Genomic DNA, 16,946 nt, shown 5'->3' on the forward strand with positions numbered 1-16,946 from the left:
CCGGGGCGATTGTGGATTTGCCTAGCGGCCGCCGGCAATCTTCCTGCTGCGCTGCTCCTGCGCCATCAGCCCGTACGGATAAACCCCGACGCGCGGCTGGCTGGCTTCCGTCAGCCTCTCGGTTTCCGCAGAGGTCAGCTCAAGATCTGCCGCCGCCAGGTTGTCCGCCAGTTGTTCGGTAGTGCGGGCCCCGAGGATCACGGACGTGACCGCAGGACGGTCCGCGAGCCACGCGAGGGCCACCTGTGAGGCACTGACGCCGTGATCCGCGGCGATCTTCTCGACGGTTCCGATGACCTCCCAGGTGCGTTCGTCGTCGTTCCTGGCCTGCCAGGCTTCCATGCCGCGCGTGGGGTTCTCGCCCAGACGGGTGGCTCCGGCCGGCGGCTGGTCCCGCTTGTACTTGCCGGACAACCAGCCGCCGCCAAGGGGTGACCAGGGCAGGAGCCCGATGCCCGCGTCCATCGAGGCGGGCACAATCTCCGACTCGATCTCCCGCACGAGCAGGCTGTACTGCGGCTGGAGAGTCACGGGAGCGCTCCAGCCGTGCGCCTTCGCAAGGTGGACGGCCTTGGTCAGCTGCCATCCCAGAAAGTTGGAAAACCCGTAGTACGCGATCTTCCCGCTGCTGACGGCATCGTTGAGGAACCGCAGTGTCTCCTCCAGCGGCGTGATGGGGTCCCAGGCGTGCATCTGGTAGAGATCGATCTGCTCCACGCCGAGGCGCCGGAGCGAATCATCCAGGGACTTGGTGAGATGGCGCCGGGAGGTGCCCAGGTCGTTGGGGCCCTTCCCCATGGGGAACCGGCCCTTCGTGGCAAGGACAACCTGGTCCTTGGCTTCCGGCCGTTTCGCGAGCCAGCGTCCGATGATCTCCTCAGACACGCCGGAGCTGTACACGTCCGCCGTATCGATGAAGTTGCCGCCGGCTGCCGCGTAGTCATCCAGGATGGCGTGGGACGCTTCCTCCGTGGCCTCGGCGCCGAAGGTCATGGTGCCCAGCGCGTAGTTGGACACGACGGCCCCGCTGTTGCCCAGGGTGCGGTATTGCATGGGTTCTCCTCAGTCCTCGGTGGTCAGTTCTCGGTGGTCAGTCTTCGGTGGGGGTGGTGCGGTTGGAGTGGTAGGTCCGCCACGTGTGCTCGGGGGCGAAACCCAGGAGCCGTCTGGCCTTGTCGATGGAGAGCATGGTCTCGTGCTCGCCCAGCTCCCTGGTTACCTTGACGTTGGGGAACACCTCGGCGGCCAGGCTCGCGCTGGAGCGGCTCATGACGGTGTCCTCGTTGGCGATGATGAACGCCTCAAAGCCGGGCTTCCCGCTCTCGAGGGCGCGCGCCACCGCCTGGGCGCCGTCGCGTCCGTCAATGTAGCCCCAGAGGTTCCATTTGCGCAGCGTCGCGTCAGCGTCAAAGGACGGGAACTCCTCGTAGTCCTCGGGGTCCATGACGTTGGAGAACCGCAGCCCGGTGATGCTGAGCTCCGGGTCCCACCGCGTCATCTCGATCGCCATCTGCTCCTCCAGGTGCTTCACCAGCGAGTAGGTACTTTCCGGCCTCGCCGGGTATTCCTCATCCACCGGGATGTAGGGAGGGTCGACGTCGAACGGCAGTCCCAGCACCGTCTCGCTGGAGGCGTACACGACCTTCTTGATGCCGGCCCTGCGGGCCGCCTGGAACACGTTGTAGGTGGACAGCATGTTGTTCTCGAAGGTGGCGGCGTCCGGCACGAGCCCGGGCGCCGGGATCGCCCCGAGGTGGACGATTGCGTCAAACCCCCGGTGGCGGTCGTCCAGGCCCAGGACCACGTCCAGTACCTGGCCATAGTTGCGCAGGTCCACGACCGCATGCGCGGCGCTCCTCTCTCCCGCCCGGTCCAGGTTCAGGACGGAGTGCCCGTCCTCTGTGAGCCGGCGGACCACGCTGCGCCCCAGCTTTCCGCTTCCCCCTGTTACAGCAATTCTCATGGTGGTCTCCTCTGGCTTGGTTTGCAGGCCGGCCCGGTCTGACGGCCGGTCCGGGTGTGGACTGTCATGGCGGAGTCCCGCCGGTCACCTTCCTACCCAGCCTAGGTGCGCGGGTGCCCCCGCGCAGCCCTTCTGGCAGGCCCTGTGAGTCCTAGGAAAACCGGAGCCACCCGGGATCTGCAGCTCGGGCAGGTCCGCTAAGACACACTACGAGGGCTAAAACCTTGGGACCCCCAGGCCCCGGCAGGTGTGTGTTTTCCTGCTGGCCTTCCTTATGAAAACCCGGGAATTTCTTGATGGAATCCCAGAAACTCCCCCATGCGGGGGTCCACCAATACCCCTGACCCCCCAGTTCCCCCCTTCATGACCCCATAGGGGGGATGGCGTGCCGAGATTTTCACAGGAGAACCGGCGGATAGTGGCGGGAGTCAGGCAGTGAAGCCGCTGAAAGGGGCGCTCCGATGAAGAAGCTGTTACTCCTAAGCCTTCCCCTGATAGCCATTGCCGGATTCAATGTCTGGAGCGAAGCCCTGGCCGAACCGACCCAGATCCAAAGGCCCGGCATTGTGGTGCCCAACGTGACCGCCATGGGCCCGGCGGCAAACGCGGACATACCCGCTGGCTCCACGGCGATGCCGGTTACGGCTTTACCCAAGCCCACCCGCGCAGCGCCGCCCCCGGGCCGTAAACCGGGTACCGCCGGCAGCAATACCGCTTTGGTCGCTTTCGTCGTGCCGGCCGAGCCCGCTCTGGCTGCTGTAGTCGGGTCGGCGGTCCCCCCGGCCAGCGGGACCAGCATCCCAGACGACAAGGGCGGGCTCAGGCGCGGCGGCGATGACGGGGCTGCCCGGCGCGGCGGCGGAAGCGATGACAGGCCTGCCCGGCGCGGCGGCGATCACCACGGAGGCCGTGATGACGGCTAATCTCCCGGATCCGCTGGAGCGCGAATCGCAAGCCTCGGGACCCCGACTCCGCCAACTCGAAGCACCTGCCCGCCCACGCACACCGTGGGGCAGCCCGGACGGCCGTCGGGATCGGACGGTGATGCGACAGCAGGTCATCGATCTCATCCTGGACATCATTTCGGCCACGGATCCCCAATCCGCCGTCAGGCTCCGGCTGGTGCGCCATCTGGCTGCACACCCCGGCTGCCCGGAACAGGCCCTCCTGCGCCACCTCCTCGAGAGTTCGCGGCACTCATGGCCTCATACCGCATCCCCTATTGAAGATAAGTAGGCTTATGATTTATTCGGCTGCCATTTCCGGCGGCCCCGCGGGCTGGGGCAGAATGCCCCAGCGGCGGGTACCGGTCGGCAACGTAGGGAAACCATGATGGATTCGCTGGGCAGCAAGGTTGGTCGGCTGCGCGTTGGCACGCGACTTCTTGCCGCCGGTCTCGCGGTTGCCGCCCTGGCCGGCTGCGCTCCAGCCGCCCCGGACCTGGACTCCAAGACCGGCACGGAACTGCAGGCCCAGGTCCTGGCCGTCAGCACGGCGGCTGCGAACGAGGATCCTTCCACCGGGCTCCGGATCCTCGATGAGCTGGCCGAGCACCTGACCCGGGCTGCGGCAAATGGTGACGTGTCCTTCAAGCGGCACCAAAGCATCATGAAAGCCATCGACGCCGTCCGGGCTGACCTCCGGGCGGCGGTTACGGCCAAAGCCGCCGCCAGCACGGCTGCAGCAAAGAAAGCGGCTGCGTCCAAAGCGGCCGCAGATAAGGCCGCCGCCGCCAAAGCGGCAGCGGAAGCCGCCGCAGAGGCGGCCGCGGCCCAAAACGCCACCGCCCAAAACGCCGCCGCCCACCAGGCTCCCGCCGCCCTGACTCCCCAACCGGCCGTGACCACGCAGCCCGCCACCGACAACCGGGCCAAGGGCTCCAACAAGGGCAAAGGCAAGAAGGGTGGCTGACTCTCCCGGCGTACGATACCCGTGGGCCGAGGCGCTGCCTGCCGGCGCCAGCCTTGCCCTGGCGTCAGCTCCGGTGGTGGGCGATCAGCCAGCCAGCCATCTGCTGGGCGCGTTTGGACGCCAGGAAGTCACCCTCGGTGGCCGAAATGATGGAGCCCTTCATCAGAATGTGCCAGGAGCGGGCGAACTCCTCGGTGTCGCGCAGGCCCGCTTCCTCCGCAAGCGCCTGGAGGTGGCCGCGGATCCGGGCGAGGTAGCCGATGCTGGCTTCCCCCAGCGGATGCTCGGGGCCCATCTCAAGGAGGACGTTGATGAAAGTGCAGGCCTCGAAATCATCGCGCTGGAACCAGTCGCCGAACACGTCAAAGATGGCGAGCAGCCGTTCCTCGGGGCTGTTCCCGCGGCTCCGGGCTTCGGCGACAATGAGATCCACGGTCCATACCTGATCTCGGAGGGCCAGGAAGGCAAGAACCAGTGCATCTTTGGACGGGAAATGCCGGTAAAACGTGGATTTGGCCACGCCGGAACGCTCAATCAGCTCGTTGATGCCGACGTCGCGGATGCCACGGCGGGAAAACAGCTCGTAGGCAGTGGAGAGTATCCGGTGCAGGGGTTCGTTCTGCGCAGCACGAACACCTTGGGGCAGCAAGGTGCCCTCCGTGGTATCAGGTGTGTTCATTAGAGAAATACTCTACCTTGGGACTGGCCGAGACAGACTTGTCTGTCCTATTGTTTCTATCAGGATGAAGTGACGTCTTCGGGGCAACGTACCCCTGAGGGCGCCGCCGGCGGTACTGCAATGAAGCAGAGAAGAGGAGCGCACTGATGGACGATGACGACATCCGGGCCGTGGAAGAAGCCGCTGCCACGCTGGAATCCGAGAGTGCAGAGCACGAGCCTGCAGCGGTGACCCTGCAAACAGCCGTGGCGGCAGCGGTGACGCACGGCAAGCCCATCCGGGACGTCGCGGCCGCGGCCCACATGACAGCACTGGAAGTCCTTGACGCCGCTGACGCTGTCACGTACCCGCGGCAGGCGCTCCAGCCCTGGACCCTGGCCCAGTAGTAAGCCTCCCGGCGAACATTGGACCAGCCGACATTTGCCCGGTAAATATTGACCCGGTGAAAAGCTGATCCGATCCTGAGGAAATCCCGCGCTAAGCCTGATCCGCCCGCGCCACCCTTGATCCATCAGCCTGTTGGGAACGGCTCCCTCGGGGAACGCATTAAGAGCCGCAAGGAAGCGCGGGCACCATGAACAACGCAGCAACTCTCGAAGAAGTCACCGAGGTCGGGGGAGTTATCACGGATCCTGAACCCGTGGACTTCCACAGGCTCGGGCTCGCCGGCTGCATCGACCGGCTAACGGCACCGCTGCGCCGCCAAGGCACCTGCGTCCACTGGGAGACGCCCCATCACGGCGTGGAGATCTCGGCAAGCTGCGCCATCCTGCTGTACCAGTCTGCGCAGGAAGCCCTGAGCCACACGTTCCGGCACTCGCATGCCACCGACGTGACGGTAAGGCTCGCCGCCGTGTTCCACGGTATCCGGCTTACTGTTGCGGACAACGGCTGCGGATCGGGTCCCCGGTCGGCGGGGCACCGGACCGTGCACGCGGCGGTGCAGGAAGCCGGCGGGACAGTAGCCGTCGACTCGGAACCAGGATTGGGCACGGCAGTGACCGTGACGATTCCCCTGGACTGATCCGCCGGCTGAAGCGCCGGACCCGCTCACGTCCGCGCCGGACCTCGCCTAGGATTCTTTCCATGACAACGCGCAACGCCCAGCCGCCCGCGCTCCGGGCCTTCGACTCCCCGGAAATCCGGCAGGCCGTGGCCGAACTGCGCCTCCGGCTGTCCAATGGAACGCGGACCCTGCTCGGGGTGGCCGGTGCCCCCGGCTCCGGAAAATCCACGTTCTCCGCCCGCCTCGCGGAAACCATGGGGCCCGGATTGGCGCTCGTGGTTCCCATGGACGGGTTCCACCTGGGGAACGCCGTCATCGACGGTACGCCCTTGAAGGAGCGCAAGGGCGCTCCGGACACCTTCGACGTCGGCGGCTACTTCTCGCTGCTGCAGCGGCTGGCGCGGCGGGACGAAGACGTTGTCTACGCACCGGACTTCCGGCGCTCGATCGATGAACCCGTCGCCGCGTCCATCGCGGTTCCCGCGCGCGTGCCGCTCATCATCACCGAGGGCAACTACCTGCTGTCCGACGAGCCGCAGTGGCGCCACGTCCGGTCCCAGCTGGACGAGGTGTGGTTCATCGACACTCCCCCGGATCTGCGCCTTTCGCGGCTCGTGGAGCGGCACATCCTCTTCGGCATGGACCGCGCCGCGGCTGAGGCCTGGGCCGGCGGATCCGACGAAGCCAACGCTCGGCTCATTGAAGCCACCCGGCACCGCGCCGACCGCGTTATTCCCTGGTTCTGACCGCGTGGGCGGGACAGTCCCGGCCTACTTTTCCTCCGAGTCCCACATGCCCGACTCGTCCGCAGCTTCTTCCGGTTTGTGCTCAGCGTCCGGGGCGCCGCTTCCCACGTAGCTCGCCGGCACGGTACCGGCCGCCTGGGTCAGCTGCTCTTCACGGATGTTCCCCGCTTTGCCCGCCTCAGGGTGGGGCTGCCGGGGATCGACGGCGTCCGGGTCGCCGGGGCCTTCAAGGCCCGCGGATTCGTGCGTCGGGTTGTTGGGGTCGCTCATGGAACTGCCTTTCACTCGGAACTGCCGATCATGCGCCGCCTCAAGGCCCGCGCTTCAAGAAACGCCGCGTGCCCTTGGCGGCAGTGCAGCGGAACCAGTCTATGTGCGCCCAGGTCCGGTGCCCTGGGTTCTTCGGAGGGAGCTGACGAGAAGCCAGGCAGTCCAGACCACGATCAGCACGATCCCCGCCAAAGTCGGCACGGTGTTGCTGCTGGAAAATCCTTCTGCGCCAATGACCCCGCCCTGGACAACGTAGGCCACGCCGGACAAGGCCATGAGGTAGCCCACCGCCCTGGGAATCCGCCGCGCCGTCCGCACTGCGAAGCCGAGGAGCACGAGGGCGGCGCCCAGCACAAAGCTCTGGTAGCTTCGCATTCCCCACTCGAGCCACCGAATGTCCTCAGCCGCGGCGAACCGCAGGGCCTTCTCCGGCCCCTCCGCCGCGATCCAGGCATCCACCGAATGCTTGAGCGCCACGCCGTCCACCGCCTGGAGCCCGCCGTAGAGGGCAAGCGCTGCAGCCGCCGCCAGTGTTCCGAGGCGCGCCGTCCAGGGCGCATGGCCCGGCACGTCGTCGAGTGTGGTTCCCAGGACAAACAGCCCGGCTATGAGGACCGCCATGCCCGCGAACTGGCCCAGATGGACGCCGATCCACAGGTCGCTGGCCGCATACTCCGTGAAGGCGGCTACGTGGTCATTCGCGCTGGCACCCTCCGGATGAAGGATGCCGGCCGCCAGGGAGAGCACGACGCCGGCAAACAGCAGGCTTGCGGCCAGCCGGAAGGATGCTGCAGGTTCAGTCCGACCGGCTGCTCCCGGACCTTCCGCCGGAAGAGCGCGCCCGCGGGGGGCGGCGCCGTCGTCGTCATTCTTTTCCATGGAACTCACCCCCAACCGGAGGATCCCTGCTTTGCCAGTAGGTTACGCCTGTCGGTCGCAACAGACCATGCCCTGTAGATCCGGCGCCGTCCGCCGGCGTCATCCTCGTACTCTGTCCGTAAGGAGTCAGGCCTTGGCCGGTCAGGAACGCTATAGTCTTCACCATGCAGTCGGGTCTCATTTATCTGATCGGCCCCTCGGGCAATCCCAACTTTGGCGACGAATTCATTGCCGCCGCCTGGCTCAGGTATTTGGCGGTCGAGCGGCCCGACGCCGAGGTTTGGCTGGATTGCCCACAGCCAGGCCTCGCGCAGGTCCTCTTCGACGGGCTGCATCCGCGGCTGCGCGTAACGAACACGCTCTGGCGGCTGGTTCACGAAAACGCCGACGTTCCCATCGAGACCTCGGCGGACACCATCAGAGCCCGTGTCACCGGGCTCGGCTCCCCGTCCTACGATCTTGGCCTCCTCAAGTTGCGGGAAGCCGAATCGCTCCACCTCATGGGCGGGGGCTACATCAACGAGAACTGGTCGCACCATGCGGGACTCGTCGTCGCCATGCGCGCCGTCCGCGACCTGACGGGTGCACGACTCGTCGCGACCGGCCAGGGACTCATGCCGCTGGTGACCTCCGCGCCTGCCGAGATGCCCCTGTTCCAAGGATTCAGCCATGTCACGGCGAGGGATGAAGCCGGGGCAGCGGCCTACCGAGTCGACCGCGGGTTGGATGACGCGTTCCTCGGGGTGGCCGGGGAAGTCGCCCGCGCCCGGGGAGAGGCTGCGCTCTACGTGTGTATTCAAAGCGACACCGCCGATCCGGAGCGGTTCGAGACAGCCGTCGCGTTGGCGCGCACTGCCGTGGAAGAGGCCGCCGGCGAGGGCCGCAAGGCCTTCTACATCGAAGCCATTCCCGGTGGCGACCGCGCGGCCTACGAGCTTATGGCCGATCTCATCCCCGAGGAGCGGTTCCTGCCGTTCTCACACATCTGGACCCACGGCCTTCCGCTCTCGGACAGCCAGACCTGGATCACGAGCCGCTTCCATTTCCATCTCCTCGCTGCCGCCGCCGGCGCGCGCGGCATCGCCGTCGGCATGAAAGAGGGCTACTACGACGTCAAACACGAGTCGGTGGCCGCGCTGGGAAGCGGGTGGTCCCTCGCGATGGGTGCTGACGAGCCCGGGATGCCGCCGCACCGCGGATCCCTGCAGGCCGGCGTGGCGGCGCTCGTGTCGCAGAAGCACGCAGAAGCCGCGAAGGTCTACCCCCGGGCGGAAGACCAGCCAGGCTCACGTTCCGCCAATGCCGCCAAGCTCTTTGGAATCACTCTGGGCACGTCCCGGAGGAACAAGATCCGGCACGGAGCAAACTGACCGGACATGCTCGACTGGCTACCCGAGCTGGCACGCCCGGCCCTGACTACCCTGCTCCTCCTGGCCGCGTTTTTCCTCCCGGGAACCCTTGCGCTCCTCCCGCTAAGGACGGGATGGCCTGCCGCCGTCGCGCTGGGCCCGGCCGTCACCTTGCTGCTCTACATGGCGGGAACCTTCGCGGCGGCGGCCTTGCACCTCCCGTGGAACCCGGCAACCGCCGTCGGACTGGCTGTTCCGCTGGTCCTGCTCCCCTGGCTCATCGGCAGGCGCTATGCATTCCGCACACCGCTGGTGCCGCCCGCCCTCCCTGCATCCACGAAGGTCGGCGTGGGTGCCGGCCTGGCCGTCGGCTCGGTCCTGACCTGCCGGGCGCTGCTGCGCGGCATCGGAAACCCGGGGACAGCGTCGCAGGGGTGGGACCCGATCTTCCACCTGAATGCCCTTCGATGGATCCAGGAATCGGGCAATGCAACGCCGTGGGGCATTGCCCCCATCTTCGGAGCCGGCAGGCCGACCTATTACCCCTCCGGCTGGCACAGCGCGGTGGCCCTTTTCCCTGACGTGACCGCAGCGGCAAATCTGTCCTCCGTCGTCATCGGCGGCATCATCTGGCCGATCGGCCTGGCTTTTCTGGCATCGGCGGTCGTGCCGCGGCATCCTGCAGTCTGGGCGCTGACGCCGCTGCTGGGTGCCTCCTTCATCAGCTTCCCGTTCGCCCAGCTGCTGCGCAGCGGGCAGTGGCCCAACGGCCTCGCCACTGCCCTGGTTCCTGCCACCGCGGCGGTGGCCATACTGCTGCTGCGGCGGCTGACCTCCGGAGAGCGCGGCGTGACCACGCGCGGACAAAATATACTTCTGGGCGTCGTCTGCGCGGCGGCCCTGGGCGGTTGCGTTGCCGCCCATCCGAGCACCATCTTTGCCCTGGCAGTTGCTGTTCTTCCGTTTGTGGCGGCTGGCCTCCTCCCGCTTTTCCTGCGGGGACTCCGCCGCCGGCCCTGGATCACCGGGGCCGCCACTGCCGGGGCGGTCCTCGCTGCGGTGCTGTTATATTCGGCCTTGGCCGGCTTCAAACTGCTGGCGGGCGTCATGGCGTATCGCCGGGCGGTCCGGGCAGTGATTCCTGATTCCGTTAATCTTGCGCTGTTCGATCTTCCGCAGTTTCCCGCCCTCCGTACCCCGTCCCCGGATGACTTCAACCTCGTGGTGGGCCTGCTGGCCATCGTCGGCGCGATCATTGCCGTCTTCGTTCGGGAAGCGCGTCCGCTTGCCGTCTCGTGGTTGGCGTTCGTGGTGCTTTACGTGCTGGCGGCCGGACCCGAGAACGGCCTCAGGTGGCTGACCGGCTTTTGGTATAAGGACACGCAAAGGATCGCTCCGTTCATCGCCATGGCCGGGAGCATTCTGGCCGCGCTGACCATCGTCGTCATCACCGGGACCGTCATCCGGGCCGTGTCCGCCAGGTGGCCCGACGCCGCCGTATCCGGGCGGTGGAAGGTGCCGGCGGCTCTTTTCACCGGCTGTGTCATGGTCATCACCGGCGCGATCTATTTCAGTTCGGCGGCTTACCGGTCGGTTGACCGGGTCGCTGTGGCTGCGCAGAACTACGCCGTCTCCGCCAAGCCAGGCAATGGCGTCCTGTCCAGCGGCGAACAGGCGTTCATCCAGCGTGCCGGAGCCCTGCTTCCCGCGGATGCCGTGGTGATCGGGGATCCCTTCAACGGCGAAACGTATTTCTATGCGCTCACGGGAAGGCACGTCGTCTACACCCAGCTGGGCGCTGCGACGGCTTCGAGCGCAGCCAAAGAGCTGCTTCGCACCGGCTTCAACCGCCTGCACACTTACAAGTCAGTCTGCGCCGCCCTGCTCAAGGTGGGGGCGACGCACTTCTACCAGGACATTGCGGGCGGCTCGCACGGGAGCGCCAGCCTGAAAAGTTGGCCCGGCTTCTACAACGTCTCCACGGATCAGGGCTTCGAGCAGGTCGCTGCGGACGGCGGCCGGGCGCTGTACCGGATCACGGCCTGCCGGTAGGCAGGTTTCCGGCAGATACCCCGCCTGAGGATTTCGGCTGCCAGCCAAGCGCCGGCGCGACGTGCCTGGCGATCGTCCCCAGCATCTTGGCGTTGTACTCGACGCCCAGCTGGTTCGGAACAGTGAGCAGGAGGGTGTCGGCCGCCTGCACGGCGGCGTCCGCGGCCAACTGCCCGGCAATGACGTCAGGCTCGCCGATATAGCTCTTGCCGAAGCGGGCCAGGGCGCCGTCGAGGGCGCCCACCTGGTCCCGGCTCTCGCGCAGGGCACTGAGCCCGAAGTATTGACGATCCTCGTCATCGGCGAGGGGCAGCACGCTCCGGCTCACAGAAACTCGCGGTTCGCGGCTGTGACCGGCTGCCGCCCACGCCTCCCGGAATAATGCAATCTGTTCGGCCTGGAGTTCGTCAAAGGGCACGCCGGTGTCCTCCGTGAGCAGGGTGGAGCTCATCAGGTTCATGCCGAGTTGAGCGGCCCAGACGGCGGTCTTGCGGGTTCCGGCACCCCACCAGATCCGCTCTCCCAGCCCCTCCGAGCGCGGCTGGATAGGCAGCAGGCCGGTGGCCCCTCCGGCGTACCGGGGATCCGCTTCCACCACACCGGCACCGGCCACAGCCCTGCGGAATTCCTCCGCGTGCCGGCGGGCCATGTCCGCATCGGTCTCCCCGTCGCGCGGGAGATAGCCGAACGCCGCAGCACCGTTCTTCGCCGGCTCGGGTGAACCCCTGCTGATGCCCAGCTGCAGCCGGCCGCCGCTGATGAGGTCCGTGGCGGCCGCTTCCTCTGCCATGTACAAAGGGTTCTCGTAGCGCATGTCCACCACTGCGGTGCCCAGTTCGATCCGGCTGGTCCTGGCCGCAATGGCCGCGAGCAGTGGGAACGGGGAGGCCTGCTGGCGGGCGAAATGATGCACTCTAAAGAAGGCGCCGTCGATGCCGAGTTCCTCGGCCGCGACAGCCAGGTCGATCCCCTGCAGCAGGGCATCACGCGCTGTCCGCGTGTGCGAACCCTGGACCGGGCCCCAGTGGCCGAAGGACAGGAAGCCGATACGTTTCATGACCTCTGCAACGCTTTCGCGTCCGCTGCCATTCCTGCCGGAAGGCGCCCTTGGACGGCTTTCCCGCCGGGCGTTCGATCCGGATAGGTTGGTACCACCGGTAGAGGACGACCGTTCTCACCAGACCGAGAGGACTGCTGACATGGCTTACATCACCGTTGGACAGGAAAACAGCACCGACGTCGAGCTCTACTACGAGGACCACGGCACCGGCCAGGCGGTGGTTCTCATCCACGGCTACCCTCTGGACGGCTCGTCCTGGGAGAAGCAGACGGCGGCCCTGCTTGATGCGGGATACCGGGTCATCACCTACGACCGGCGCGGCTTCGGCAAGTCAAGCAAGCCCACGACCGGCTACGACTACGACACCTTCGCTGCCGACCTGGATACCCTCCTCAACACCCTGGACCTCAACGACGCCGTGCTGGTCGGATTCTCTATGGGCACCGGCGAAGTGGCCCGCTACCTGTCAATGTTCGGTTCGGCACGGGTAGCGAAGGCCGCCTTCTTCGGTTCCCTGGAGCCGTACCTCCTCCAGTCCGACGACAACCCCACCGGCGTCCCGCAGTCCGTGTTTGACGGCCTCGCCGAGGCGGTCAAGGCGGACCGTTACGCCTTCTTCACGGAATTCTTCAAGAACTTCTACAACAGCGGGACCTTCCTGGGAACACCCCGCCTTAGCCAGGAGTCCGTGAATGCCAGCTGGAACACGGCCTCAAGTGCGGGAGCCTTTGCCTCCCTGGCGGCCGTGCCCACGTGGATCACCGACTTCCGCGCCGACATCCCCAAAATCGATGTCCCCTCGCTGATCGTTCACGGCACAGCGGACAACATCCTGCCGATCGACGCCACCGGCCGGGAGTTCAGGAAGGCCCTGCCGGACGCGGAATACGTGGAGATCGACGGCGCCCCGCACGGCCTGCTCTGGACGCACGCAGCCGAGGTCAACGAAGCCCTGCTCGGCTTCCTTGGCAGGTAGCTCTATAAGGCCGGCAGGCAGATAAGAGCGCATAACGGCCGACGACGCCTAGGCCGTCGTCGGCCGTTCGCATTTGCCTCCAGGATCGCCCGCAACCAAAATCGGTGGAAAGAAGCGCTCAAACCGAGAGTCGGGCGTAAGATAATGAAGTACCGGATCCAAGGACAAAGCCTTGAAAATGAATCCGGCCCCTGGTCTCCCGTAGCTTACGGGAGCCCTTTTTAATAACGGGACACAAACGGCTGACTCAGCCTGCCAACGCAACGGGATCTGCCGGTGCTGCCCGTCCACAAAAAAATTTTGCATATCAATGCAGGAGTAGAAATGACTACAACTCCGACGATCCGAAGCCGCCATTCCTTCTCGGCCCGGTTCGCAATGATTACGACAGTTTCCTTGGGACTGCTTGCCGGCCCCGTTGCCTTTGCCAGCACGGCGACGGCAGCAGCGCCCCGCCATTCGAACGGGGACAACTGTAGCGTCACGGCCTACAGGCCGACTGCGGACCACGGAAGGAACAACAACAGGGACAAGAAGGACAGCAAGTCCGTTGATGTCAAGTTCGCGTTCAAGATCCACTGCGACAAGGGAACCCGGGTTTACTTCGAGCAAAAAATGTTCAAGGAAAACGGGCGAGACCATCGCATCGGGTCCGACAAGGGCTGGGTCTGGGTCGGCAAAGACAGCGACGAACATGTCTACAACGTGGAGAAGGTTCGTGCTGACCGCGGCGACAAGTTCGTCAAGGTGTTCCATGAAGTGAAGATCCAGTTCAAGAACAACGACAAGAAGCGCGATTCTTGGGGGTCCGACCGTGACACGAGCCCCACGGCTTACATCCGTGTCGACAACGGGCGTAGGTAACAGTCCGCGAGGGCTTTCCCACTGACTGTTTAGCGACTGGGAGGACGACGGCGGCACGCAAGTGCCGCCGTCGTCCTCTGTCTTTGTGCCTGCAAGCTAAAAGCGAACCTGCTACTTCACAGCGAACCGGTGGTGAAGTTCCAGCTGTACGTCGTCAGGCTGTTGCCGGCGAGGTCGCGGACGGCCTCCGGTCCACCCGTGACGGTAACGGTGTAGCTGGTCCTGGCGGCCAGCGTGGCGGACGGGTTCAGGATCCATTGGTTGGTGGTTCCGTAGCGGGAGACCGTCGCGGCCATCTTCGCGCCGGTGACCGAGTTCTTGACGTAGATGGTGCCGGTGCCTGCACCCTGGATGGCTTCGCCGAAAGTCACAGCGATATTGCTCGACCGCCGGACCAGGGAGGCGCCGGGACGGGGGCTCATCCCGGTGATCACAGGCGCCGGCCCCGTGGTGAAGGTCCAGCTGGTCGTGGCCAGCGGAGTACCCGCGGCGTCCCGGACGGCTGCGGTTCCGCCGAGCAAAGTGGCGGTGTACTTCGTGTCATTGGCAAGGCCGGACGCCGGGTTCAGCGTGGCCGTGCGCGTGCTGGCACTGTAGGTGACCGCCGCCGGGATGACGGCGCCGCCGGGGCTTTTCAGCATGAAGGAACTGCCGCCGATTCCCTGGACGGCTGTGCTGAAGGTGGCCGTCACGTTGCCGCTGACGGCCACGCCGGTGCCGTTGGCGCCCGGCGTGCGGGCGGTAACGGTTGGGACCGTGAGGATGCGGGCGGAGGGGTCCGAGTACAGCAGGCGGTTCGGTGTTCCGGCCCCGCTGCCCGTGATCGCCGCGGGAGTGGAGCCGGAGATCAGCCGGGCCGCCACCGCCGCGGGAGCCAGATCCGGCGAGCGCGACAGCACTGCAGCGGCCGCGCCGGCCACATGCGGCGACGCCATGGAGGTTCCGCTCATCGAGGCAGTCGCCGTCGCCGAGGCGATCCCTGCCGACGTGATTCCCACGCCCGGCGCGTACAGGTCAACGCAGCTGCCGAAGTTGGAAAACGAAGCCTGCCGGTCCGACGAGTCACTTGCGGCGACGGTCAGTGCGTCGGGCACCCGGGCCGGGGAGCTGTTGCAGGCATCGGTGGCGGAATTGCCGGCTGCAACCACCGCTGTGACGCCGTCGTTGAGTACGCCCTGTACTGCCGCGTCCACCATGGCGCTGGCGGTGCTGCCGAGGCTCATATTGGCAACGGCGGGCGTCCCGGCCTGGTGGTGGGAGGCCACCCACTCGAGGCCTGCGATCACGTCGGAGTTGAAACCGGATCCGCTGCAGTCCAGGACACGCACGGGAATGATGGTGGCGGCCTTCGCAACACCATAGGTCTTACCGGCGATGGTGCCGGCGACGTGCGTTCCGTGGCCGTTGCAGTCACCTGTTCCGCGTCCGTCGGCCACGGCCGTCCATCCCGCAGCGACGCGGCCGCCGAACTCGCTGTGGGAGGCGAGAACGCCGGAGTCGATCACGTAGGCACTCACGCCGGAGCCCGAACCAGCCGACGTGTAGGAACCGGACAGGGGCAGGGCGTGCTGGTCGATGCGGTCCAGTCCCCACGGGGCTGGCTGCTGGGTTTCGGCGGCCGTCACGGGGGCATCAATTTCGACGGCGGCCACCTGCGCGGAGCTCTTCAGCTCTGCGGCCTGGGCGGGCGTCGCTGTCACGACGGCGCCGCGAAGCGCCTTCGAGAATGTGCGTCCGACGGCGATGTTCCGCGAGCGCAGGGTCTTGGCTGCCCCCGCGACGTCCGTCCCGGGGGCGTAGCGCACCAGGTAGCGGGCGGCTCCCCCGCCTGACCGGGAAGCGGGCACAGTGCCCGCGGTTCCCGCGGACACTCCTGCGGTGGTCACCGACAGTGCTGTCAGCAGTAGCGTGGCGAGGGCAGAGCGGAGGAAAGAATCAGAACGAATTTTGGGTTCCTAGGGACGCGGGGTGGGGCGACGGAATCTGGCTAAATCCAGTGTATTTTCCGGTGCCGCTGGAAGCGCCGGAGCTGCCTCTAACCTTCGGCGAAACTTGGAGTGCTGGGGAAAAACCGGCGTAATCCTGCGCGTCGGCCTGGGCAGGGTGAGAAAATGCAGGGTGAGAAGAGGCGGGTGACCTGCAGCCACCCTGCCTCTTATCCGCCGGTCCTAGGTCGATTCGCGGATGACCAGTTCGGTGGGGATGGTGATGGCCGCCGGGCGCTGACCCTCAATGACGGCCAGTAGGAGCCGGACCATCTCGTCGCTGATCCGTTCGAACGGCTGCCTCACGGTGGTCAGCGCCGGGGCCGCTTCCGACGACACATTAATGTCGTCGAACCCCGCGACTGCAACGTCTTCGGGCGTCCGGAGTCCGGCCTCCTTGAGCACGTCCAGGGCCCCGAGCGCCATGAGGTCGTTCCCCGCGAAAACCGCGTCCAGATCCGGGACGCGGTTCAGCAGATCCCGCATTCCCTTCGCCCCGCTTTCCCGGCTGTAGTCCCCGTGGACAACCAGGCTTTCGTCGAAGTCAGCGCCCTGGTCTGCCCGGTAGGCCTCCAGCCGCCGGATGCCTCCCGAGGTGTCCTGCGGCCCTGTGATCGTGGCGATCCGCTTGCGCCCCCGCGAGCGCAGGTGCTTCAGGACGTCCAGTGCACCTTCGTAGTCATCCGCGGCAACGTAGCCCATCTTCTTTTCGAATCCGAGCGGAACCCCGCAGGCGATGGCAGGAACGCCGGCGGCGATGATTTCGGAGATGATGCCTTTCCGGCTGCCGTGCGAGGAAACCAGGAGGACGCCGTCGACGTGCCCGGCGGTGAGGAATTCGGTGGCTCGGCGCTGTTCATCGTCCGTGCCGGCCATGATGAGGACCAGCGGGATGTCGTGCACGGCGAGGGCGTCGGCTGCGCCCCGCATGAGCACGGCGAAGTTCGGATCTTCGAACAGTCGGTCGTGGGACTCGGTGAGCAGGAACGCCACGGAATTGGCACGGTTCGTCGCCAGGTTCCTGGCGTGCGGGTTGACCCGGTACCCGGTCTTCTTGATGGCGGCGTTGACGGCGGCCAGGGCCGCGGGGCTGACCCAGTGTCCCCCGTTGAGCACCCGCGAGACCGTGCCGCGTGACACGCCGGCTTCGGCCGCGACGTCGTCGATCTTGGGCCGCTGCTTCATCGGGGGGTGAGTCATGGTTCA

General features: G+C 66.4%; 18 protein-coding genes. 10 read left to right on the forward strand and 8 right to left on the reverse strand.

Features of this window, described 5'->3' with window-relative positions:
* Positions 1 to 21: 21 nt before the first annotated feature.
* Together AC1D14_RS15080 and AC1D14_RS15085 are read right to left on the reverse strand one after the other, a co-directional pair.
* Positions 22 to 1,053 (reverse strand): aldo/keto reductase, encoded by a 1,032-nt coding sequence (locus tag AC1D14_RS15080; RefSeq protein ID WP_476882175.1) that lies wholly within the window; start codon positions 1,051 to 1,053, stop codon positions 22 to 24.
* Positions 1,054 to 1,090: 37 nt separating this feature from the next.
* Positions 1,091 to 1,963 carry an NAD-dependent epimerase/dehydratase family protein gene (locus AC1D14_RS15085; protein ID WP_230121367.1) on the reverse strand — a complete coding sequence of 291 codons (873 nt, stop codon included), beginning with the start codon at positions 1,961 to 1,963 and terminating at the stop codon, positions 1,091 to 1,093.
* 461 nt (positions 1,964 to 2,424) lie between these two features.
* Here AC1D14_RS15085 and AC1D14_RS15090 point away from each other — a divergent pair, with 461 nt between their 5' ends.
* From AC1D14_RS15090 to AC1D14_RS15100, 3 genes are all read left to right on the forward strand, one after another.
* Positions 2,425 to 2,886, forward strand: a complete 462-nt coding sequence (locus AC1D14_RS15090) for a hypothetical protein (protein WP_476968716.1) — start codon at positions 2,425 to 2,427, stop codon at positions 2,884 to 2,886.
* A 118-nt stretch (positions 2,887 to 3,004) separates the two neighbouring features.
* Positions 3,005 to 3,199: a hypothetical protein gene (locus AC1D14_RS15095; protein WP_230118612.1), complete on the forward strand. Its 195-nt coding sequence runs from the start codon at positions 3,005 to 3,007 to the stop codon at positions 3,197 to 3,199.
* 93 nt (positions 3,200 to 3,292) lie between these two features.
* Entirely contained in the window at positions 3,293 to 3,874 is a 582-nt protein-coding gene (locus tag AC1D14_RS15100; protein ID WP_230118611.1) for a mucin-associated surface protein, read from the forward strand.
* 64 nt (positions 3,875 to 3,938) lie between these two features.
* Here the strand turns inward: AC1D14_RS15100 and AC1D14_RS15105 are convergent, their stop codons facing one another.
* Positions 3,939 to 4,553 (reverse strand): TetR/AcrR family transcriptional regulator, encoded by a 615-nt coding sequence (locus AC1D14_RS15105; RefSeq protein ID WP_230118610.1) that lies wholly within the window; start codon positions 4,551 to 4,553, stop codon positions 3,939 to 3,941.
* Between the two features lie 146 nt (positions 4,554 to 4,699).
* Between AC1D14_RS15105 and AC1D14_RS15110 the strand changes: the two genes are divergently transcribed.
* The 3 genes from AC1D14_RS15110 (at position 4,700) to AC1D14_RS15120 (ending at position 6,305) form a co-directional block, all read left to right on the forward strand.
* On the forward strand, positions 4,700 to 4,939 hold the full coding sequence (locus AC1D14_RS15110) for a hypothetical protein (protein ID WP_230118609.1): 240 nt from the start codon (positions 4,700 to 4,702) through the stop codon (positions 4,937 to 4,939).
* A 188-nt stretch (positions 4,940 to 5,127) separates the two neighbouring features.
* Positions 5,128 to 5,577: a sensor histidine kinase gene (locus AC1D14_RS15115; RefSeq protein ID WP_476968717.1), complete on the forward strand. Its 450-nt coding sequence runs from the start codon at positions 5,128 to 5,130 to the stop codon at positions 5,575 to 5,577.
* A gap of 62 nt (positions 5,578 to 5,639) precedes the next feature.
* A complete protein-coding gene (locus tag AC1D14_RS15120; RefSeq protein WP_230118607.1) occupies positions 5,640 to 6,305 on the forward strand; it encodes a nucleoside/nucleotide kinase family protein in 666 nt (221 codons plus the stop codon).
* A 24-nt stretch (positions 6,306 to 6,329) separates the two neighbouring features.
* Here the strand turns inward: AC1D14_RS15120 and AC1D14_RS15125 are convergent, their stop codons facing one another.
* Complete coding sequence (locus AC1D14_RS15125) at positions 6,330 to 6,575, reverse strand: hypothetical protein (protein WP_230118606.1); 246 nt, start codon at positions 6,573 to 6,575, stop codon at positions 6,330 to 6,332.
* Between the two features lie 99 nt (positions 6,576 to 6,674).
* The gene (locus tag AC1D14_RS15130) at positions 6,675 to 7,454 is read right to left on the reverse strand and encodes a DUF4386 domain-containing protein (protein WP_230118605.1); all 780 of its coding nucleotides are present in this window, start codon (positions 7,452 to 7,454) and stop codon (positions 6,675 to 6,677) included.
* A 164-nt stretch (positions 7,455 to 7,618) separates the two neighbouring features.
* On the opposite strand from AC1D14_RS15130, the gene AC1D14_RS15135 reads away from it, so the two are divergent.
* Both AC1D14_RS15135 and AC1D14_RS15140 read left to right on the forward strand, forming a co-directional pair.
* The gene (locus AC1D14_RS15135) at positions 7,619 to 8,824 is read left to right on the forward strand and encodes a polysaccharide pyruvyl transferase family protein (RefSeq protein WP_230118604.1); all 1,206 of its coding nucleotides are present in this window, start codon (positions 7,619 to 7,621) and stop codon (positions 8,822 to 8,824) included.
* Positions 8,825 to 8,830: 6 nt separating this feature from the next.
* Positions 8,831 to 10,855 carry a DUF6541 family protein gene (locus AC1D14_RS15140; protein WP_230118603.1) on the forward strand — a complete coding sequence of 675 codons (2,025 nt, stop codon included), beginning with the start codon at positions 8,831 to 8,833 and terminating at the stop codon, positions 10,853 to 10,855.
* Here AC1D14_RS15140 and AC1D14_RS15145 read toward each other — a convergent pair.
* Positions 10,839 to 11,912 (reverse strand): LLM class flavin-dependent oxidoreductase, encoded by a 1,074-nt coding sequence (locus AC1D14_RS15145; RefSeq protein WP_230118602.1) that lies wholly within the window; start codon positions 11,910 to 11,912, stop codon positions 10,839 to 10,841. The genes AC1D14_RS15140 and AC1D14_RS15145 overlap by 17 nt on opposite strands.
* Before the next feature lie 142 nt (positions 11,913 to 12,054).
* Here AC1D14_RS15145 and AC1D14_RS15150 point away from each other — a divergent pair, with 142 nt between their 5' ends.
* Both AC1D14_RS15150 and AC1D14_RS15155 read left to right on the forward strand, forming a co-directional pair.
* A complete protein-coding gene (locus tag AC1D14_RS15150) occupies positions 12,055 to 12,891 on the forward strand; it encodes an alpha/beta fold hydrolase (RefSeq protein ID WP_230118601.1) in 837 nt (278 codons plus the stop codon).
* Positions 12,892 to 13,215: 324 nt separating this feature from the next.
* Positions 13,216 to 13,755, forward strand: coding sequence for a hypothetical protein (locus AC1D14_RS15155; RefSeq protein WP_230118600.1), 540 nt, complete (start codon positions 13,216 to 13,218; stop codon positions 13,753 to 13,755).
* A gap of 116 nt (positions 13,756 to 13,871) precedes the next feature.
* On the opposite strand, the gene AC1D14_RS15160 is transcribed toward AC1D14_RS15155, so the two are convergent.
* A complete protein-coding gene (locus AC1D14_RS15160) occupies positions 13,872 to 15,641 on the reverse strand; it encodes a S8 family serine peptidase (protein WP_476876302.1) in 1,770 nt (589 codons plus the stop codon).
* Positions 15,642 to 15,923: 282 nt separating this feature from the next.
* Positions 15,924 to 16,940 carry a LacI family DNA-binding transcriptional regulator gene (locus AC1D14_RS15165; RefSeq protein WP_230118598.1) on the reverse strand — a complete coding sequence of 339 codons (1,017 nt, stop codon included), beginning with the start codon at positions 16,938 to 16,940 and terminating at the stop codon, positions 15,924 to 15,926.
* Positions 16,941 to 16,946: the final 6 nt, after the last annotated feature.

The organism is Arthrobacter sp. P1_B11, assembly GCF_056406715.1.

Coding starts and splice junctions, on each gene's coding strand:
- AC1D14_RS15130 (WP_230118605.1), bottom strand. CDS start 7,454: ATGGAAAAGAATGACGACGACGGCGCCGCCCCCCGCGGGCGCGCTCTT.
- AC1D14_RS15080 (WP_476882175.1), bottom strand. CDS start 1,053: ATGCAATACCGCACCCTGGGCAACAGCGGGGCCGTCGTGTCCAACTAC.
- AC1D14_RS15105 (WP_230118610.1), bottom strand. CDS start 4,553: ATGAACACACCTGATACCACGGAGGGCACCTTGCTGCCCCAAGGTGTT.
- AC1D14_RS15150 (WP_230118601.1), top strand. CDS start 12,055: ATGGCTTACATCACCGTTGGACAGGAAAACAGCACCGACGTCGAGCTC.
- AC1D14_RS15125 (WP_230118606.1), bottom strand. CDS start 6,575: ATGAGCGACCCCAACAACCCGACGCACGAATCCGCGGGCCTTGAAGGC.
- AC1D14_RS15165 (WP_230118598.1), bottom strand. CDS start 16,940: ATGACTCACCCCCCGATGAAGCAGCGGCCCAAGATCGACGACGTCGCG.
- AC1D14_RS15100 (WP_230118611.1), top strand. CDS start 3,293: ATGATGGATTCGCTGGGCAGCAAGGTTGGTCGGCTGCGCGTTGGCACG.
- AC1D14_RS15155 (WP_230118600.1), top strand. CDS start 13,216: ATGACTACAACTCCGACGATCCGAAGCCGCCATTCCTTCTCGGCCCGG.
- AC1D14_RS15135 (WP_230118604.1), top strand. CDS start 7,619: ATGCAGTCGGGTCTCATTTATCTGATCGGCCCCTCGGGCAATCCCAAC.
- AC1D14_RS15145 (WP_230118602.1), bottom strand. CDS start 11,912: ATGAAACGTATCGGCTTCCTGTCCTTCGGCCACTGGGGCCCGGTCCAG.
- AC1D14_RS15085 (WP_230121367.1), bottom strand. CDS start 1,963: ATGAGAATTGCTGTAACAGGGGGAAGCGGAAAGCTGGGGCGCAGCGTG.
- AC1D14_RS15110 (WP_230118609.1), top strand. CDS start 4,700: ATGGACGATGACGACATCCGGGCCGTGGAAGAAGCCGCTGCCACGCTG.
- AC1D14_RS15115 (WP_476968717.1), top strand. CDS start 5,128: ATGAACAACGCAGCAACTCTCGAAGAAGTCACCGAGGTCGGGGGAGTT.
- AC1D14_RS15140 (WP_230118603.1), top strand. CDS start 8,831: ATGCTCGACTGGCTACCCGAGCTGGCACGCCCGGCCCTGACTACCCTG.
- AC1D14_RS15120 (WP_230118607.1), top strand. CDS start 5,640: ATGACAACGCGCAACGCCCAGCCGCCCGCGCTCCGGGCCTTCGACTCC.
- AC1D14_RS15090 (WP_476968716.1), top strand. CDS start 2,425: ATGAAGAAGCTGTTACTCCTAAGCCTTCCCCTGATAGCCATTGCCGGA.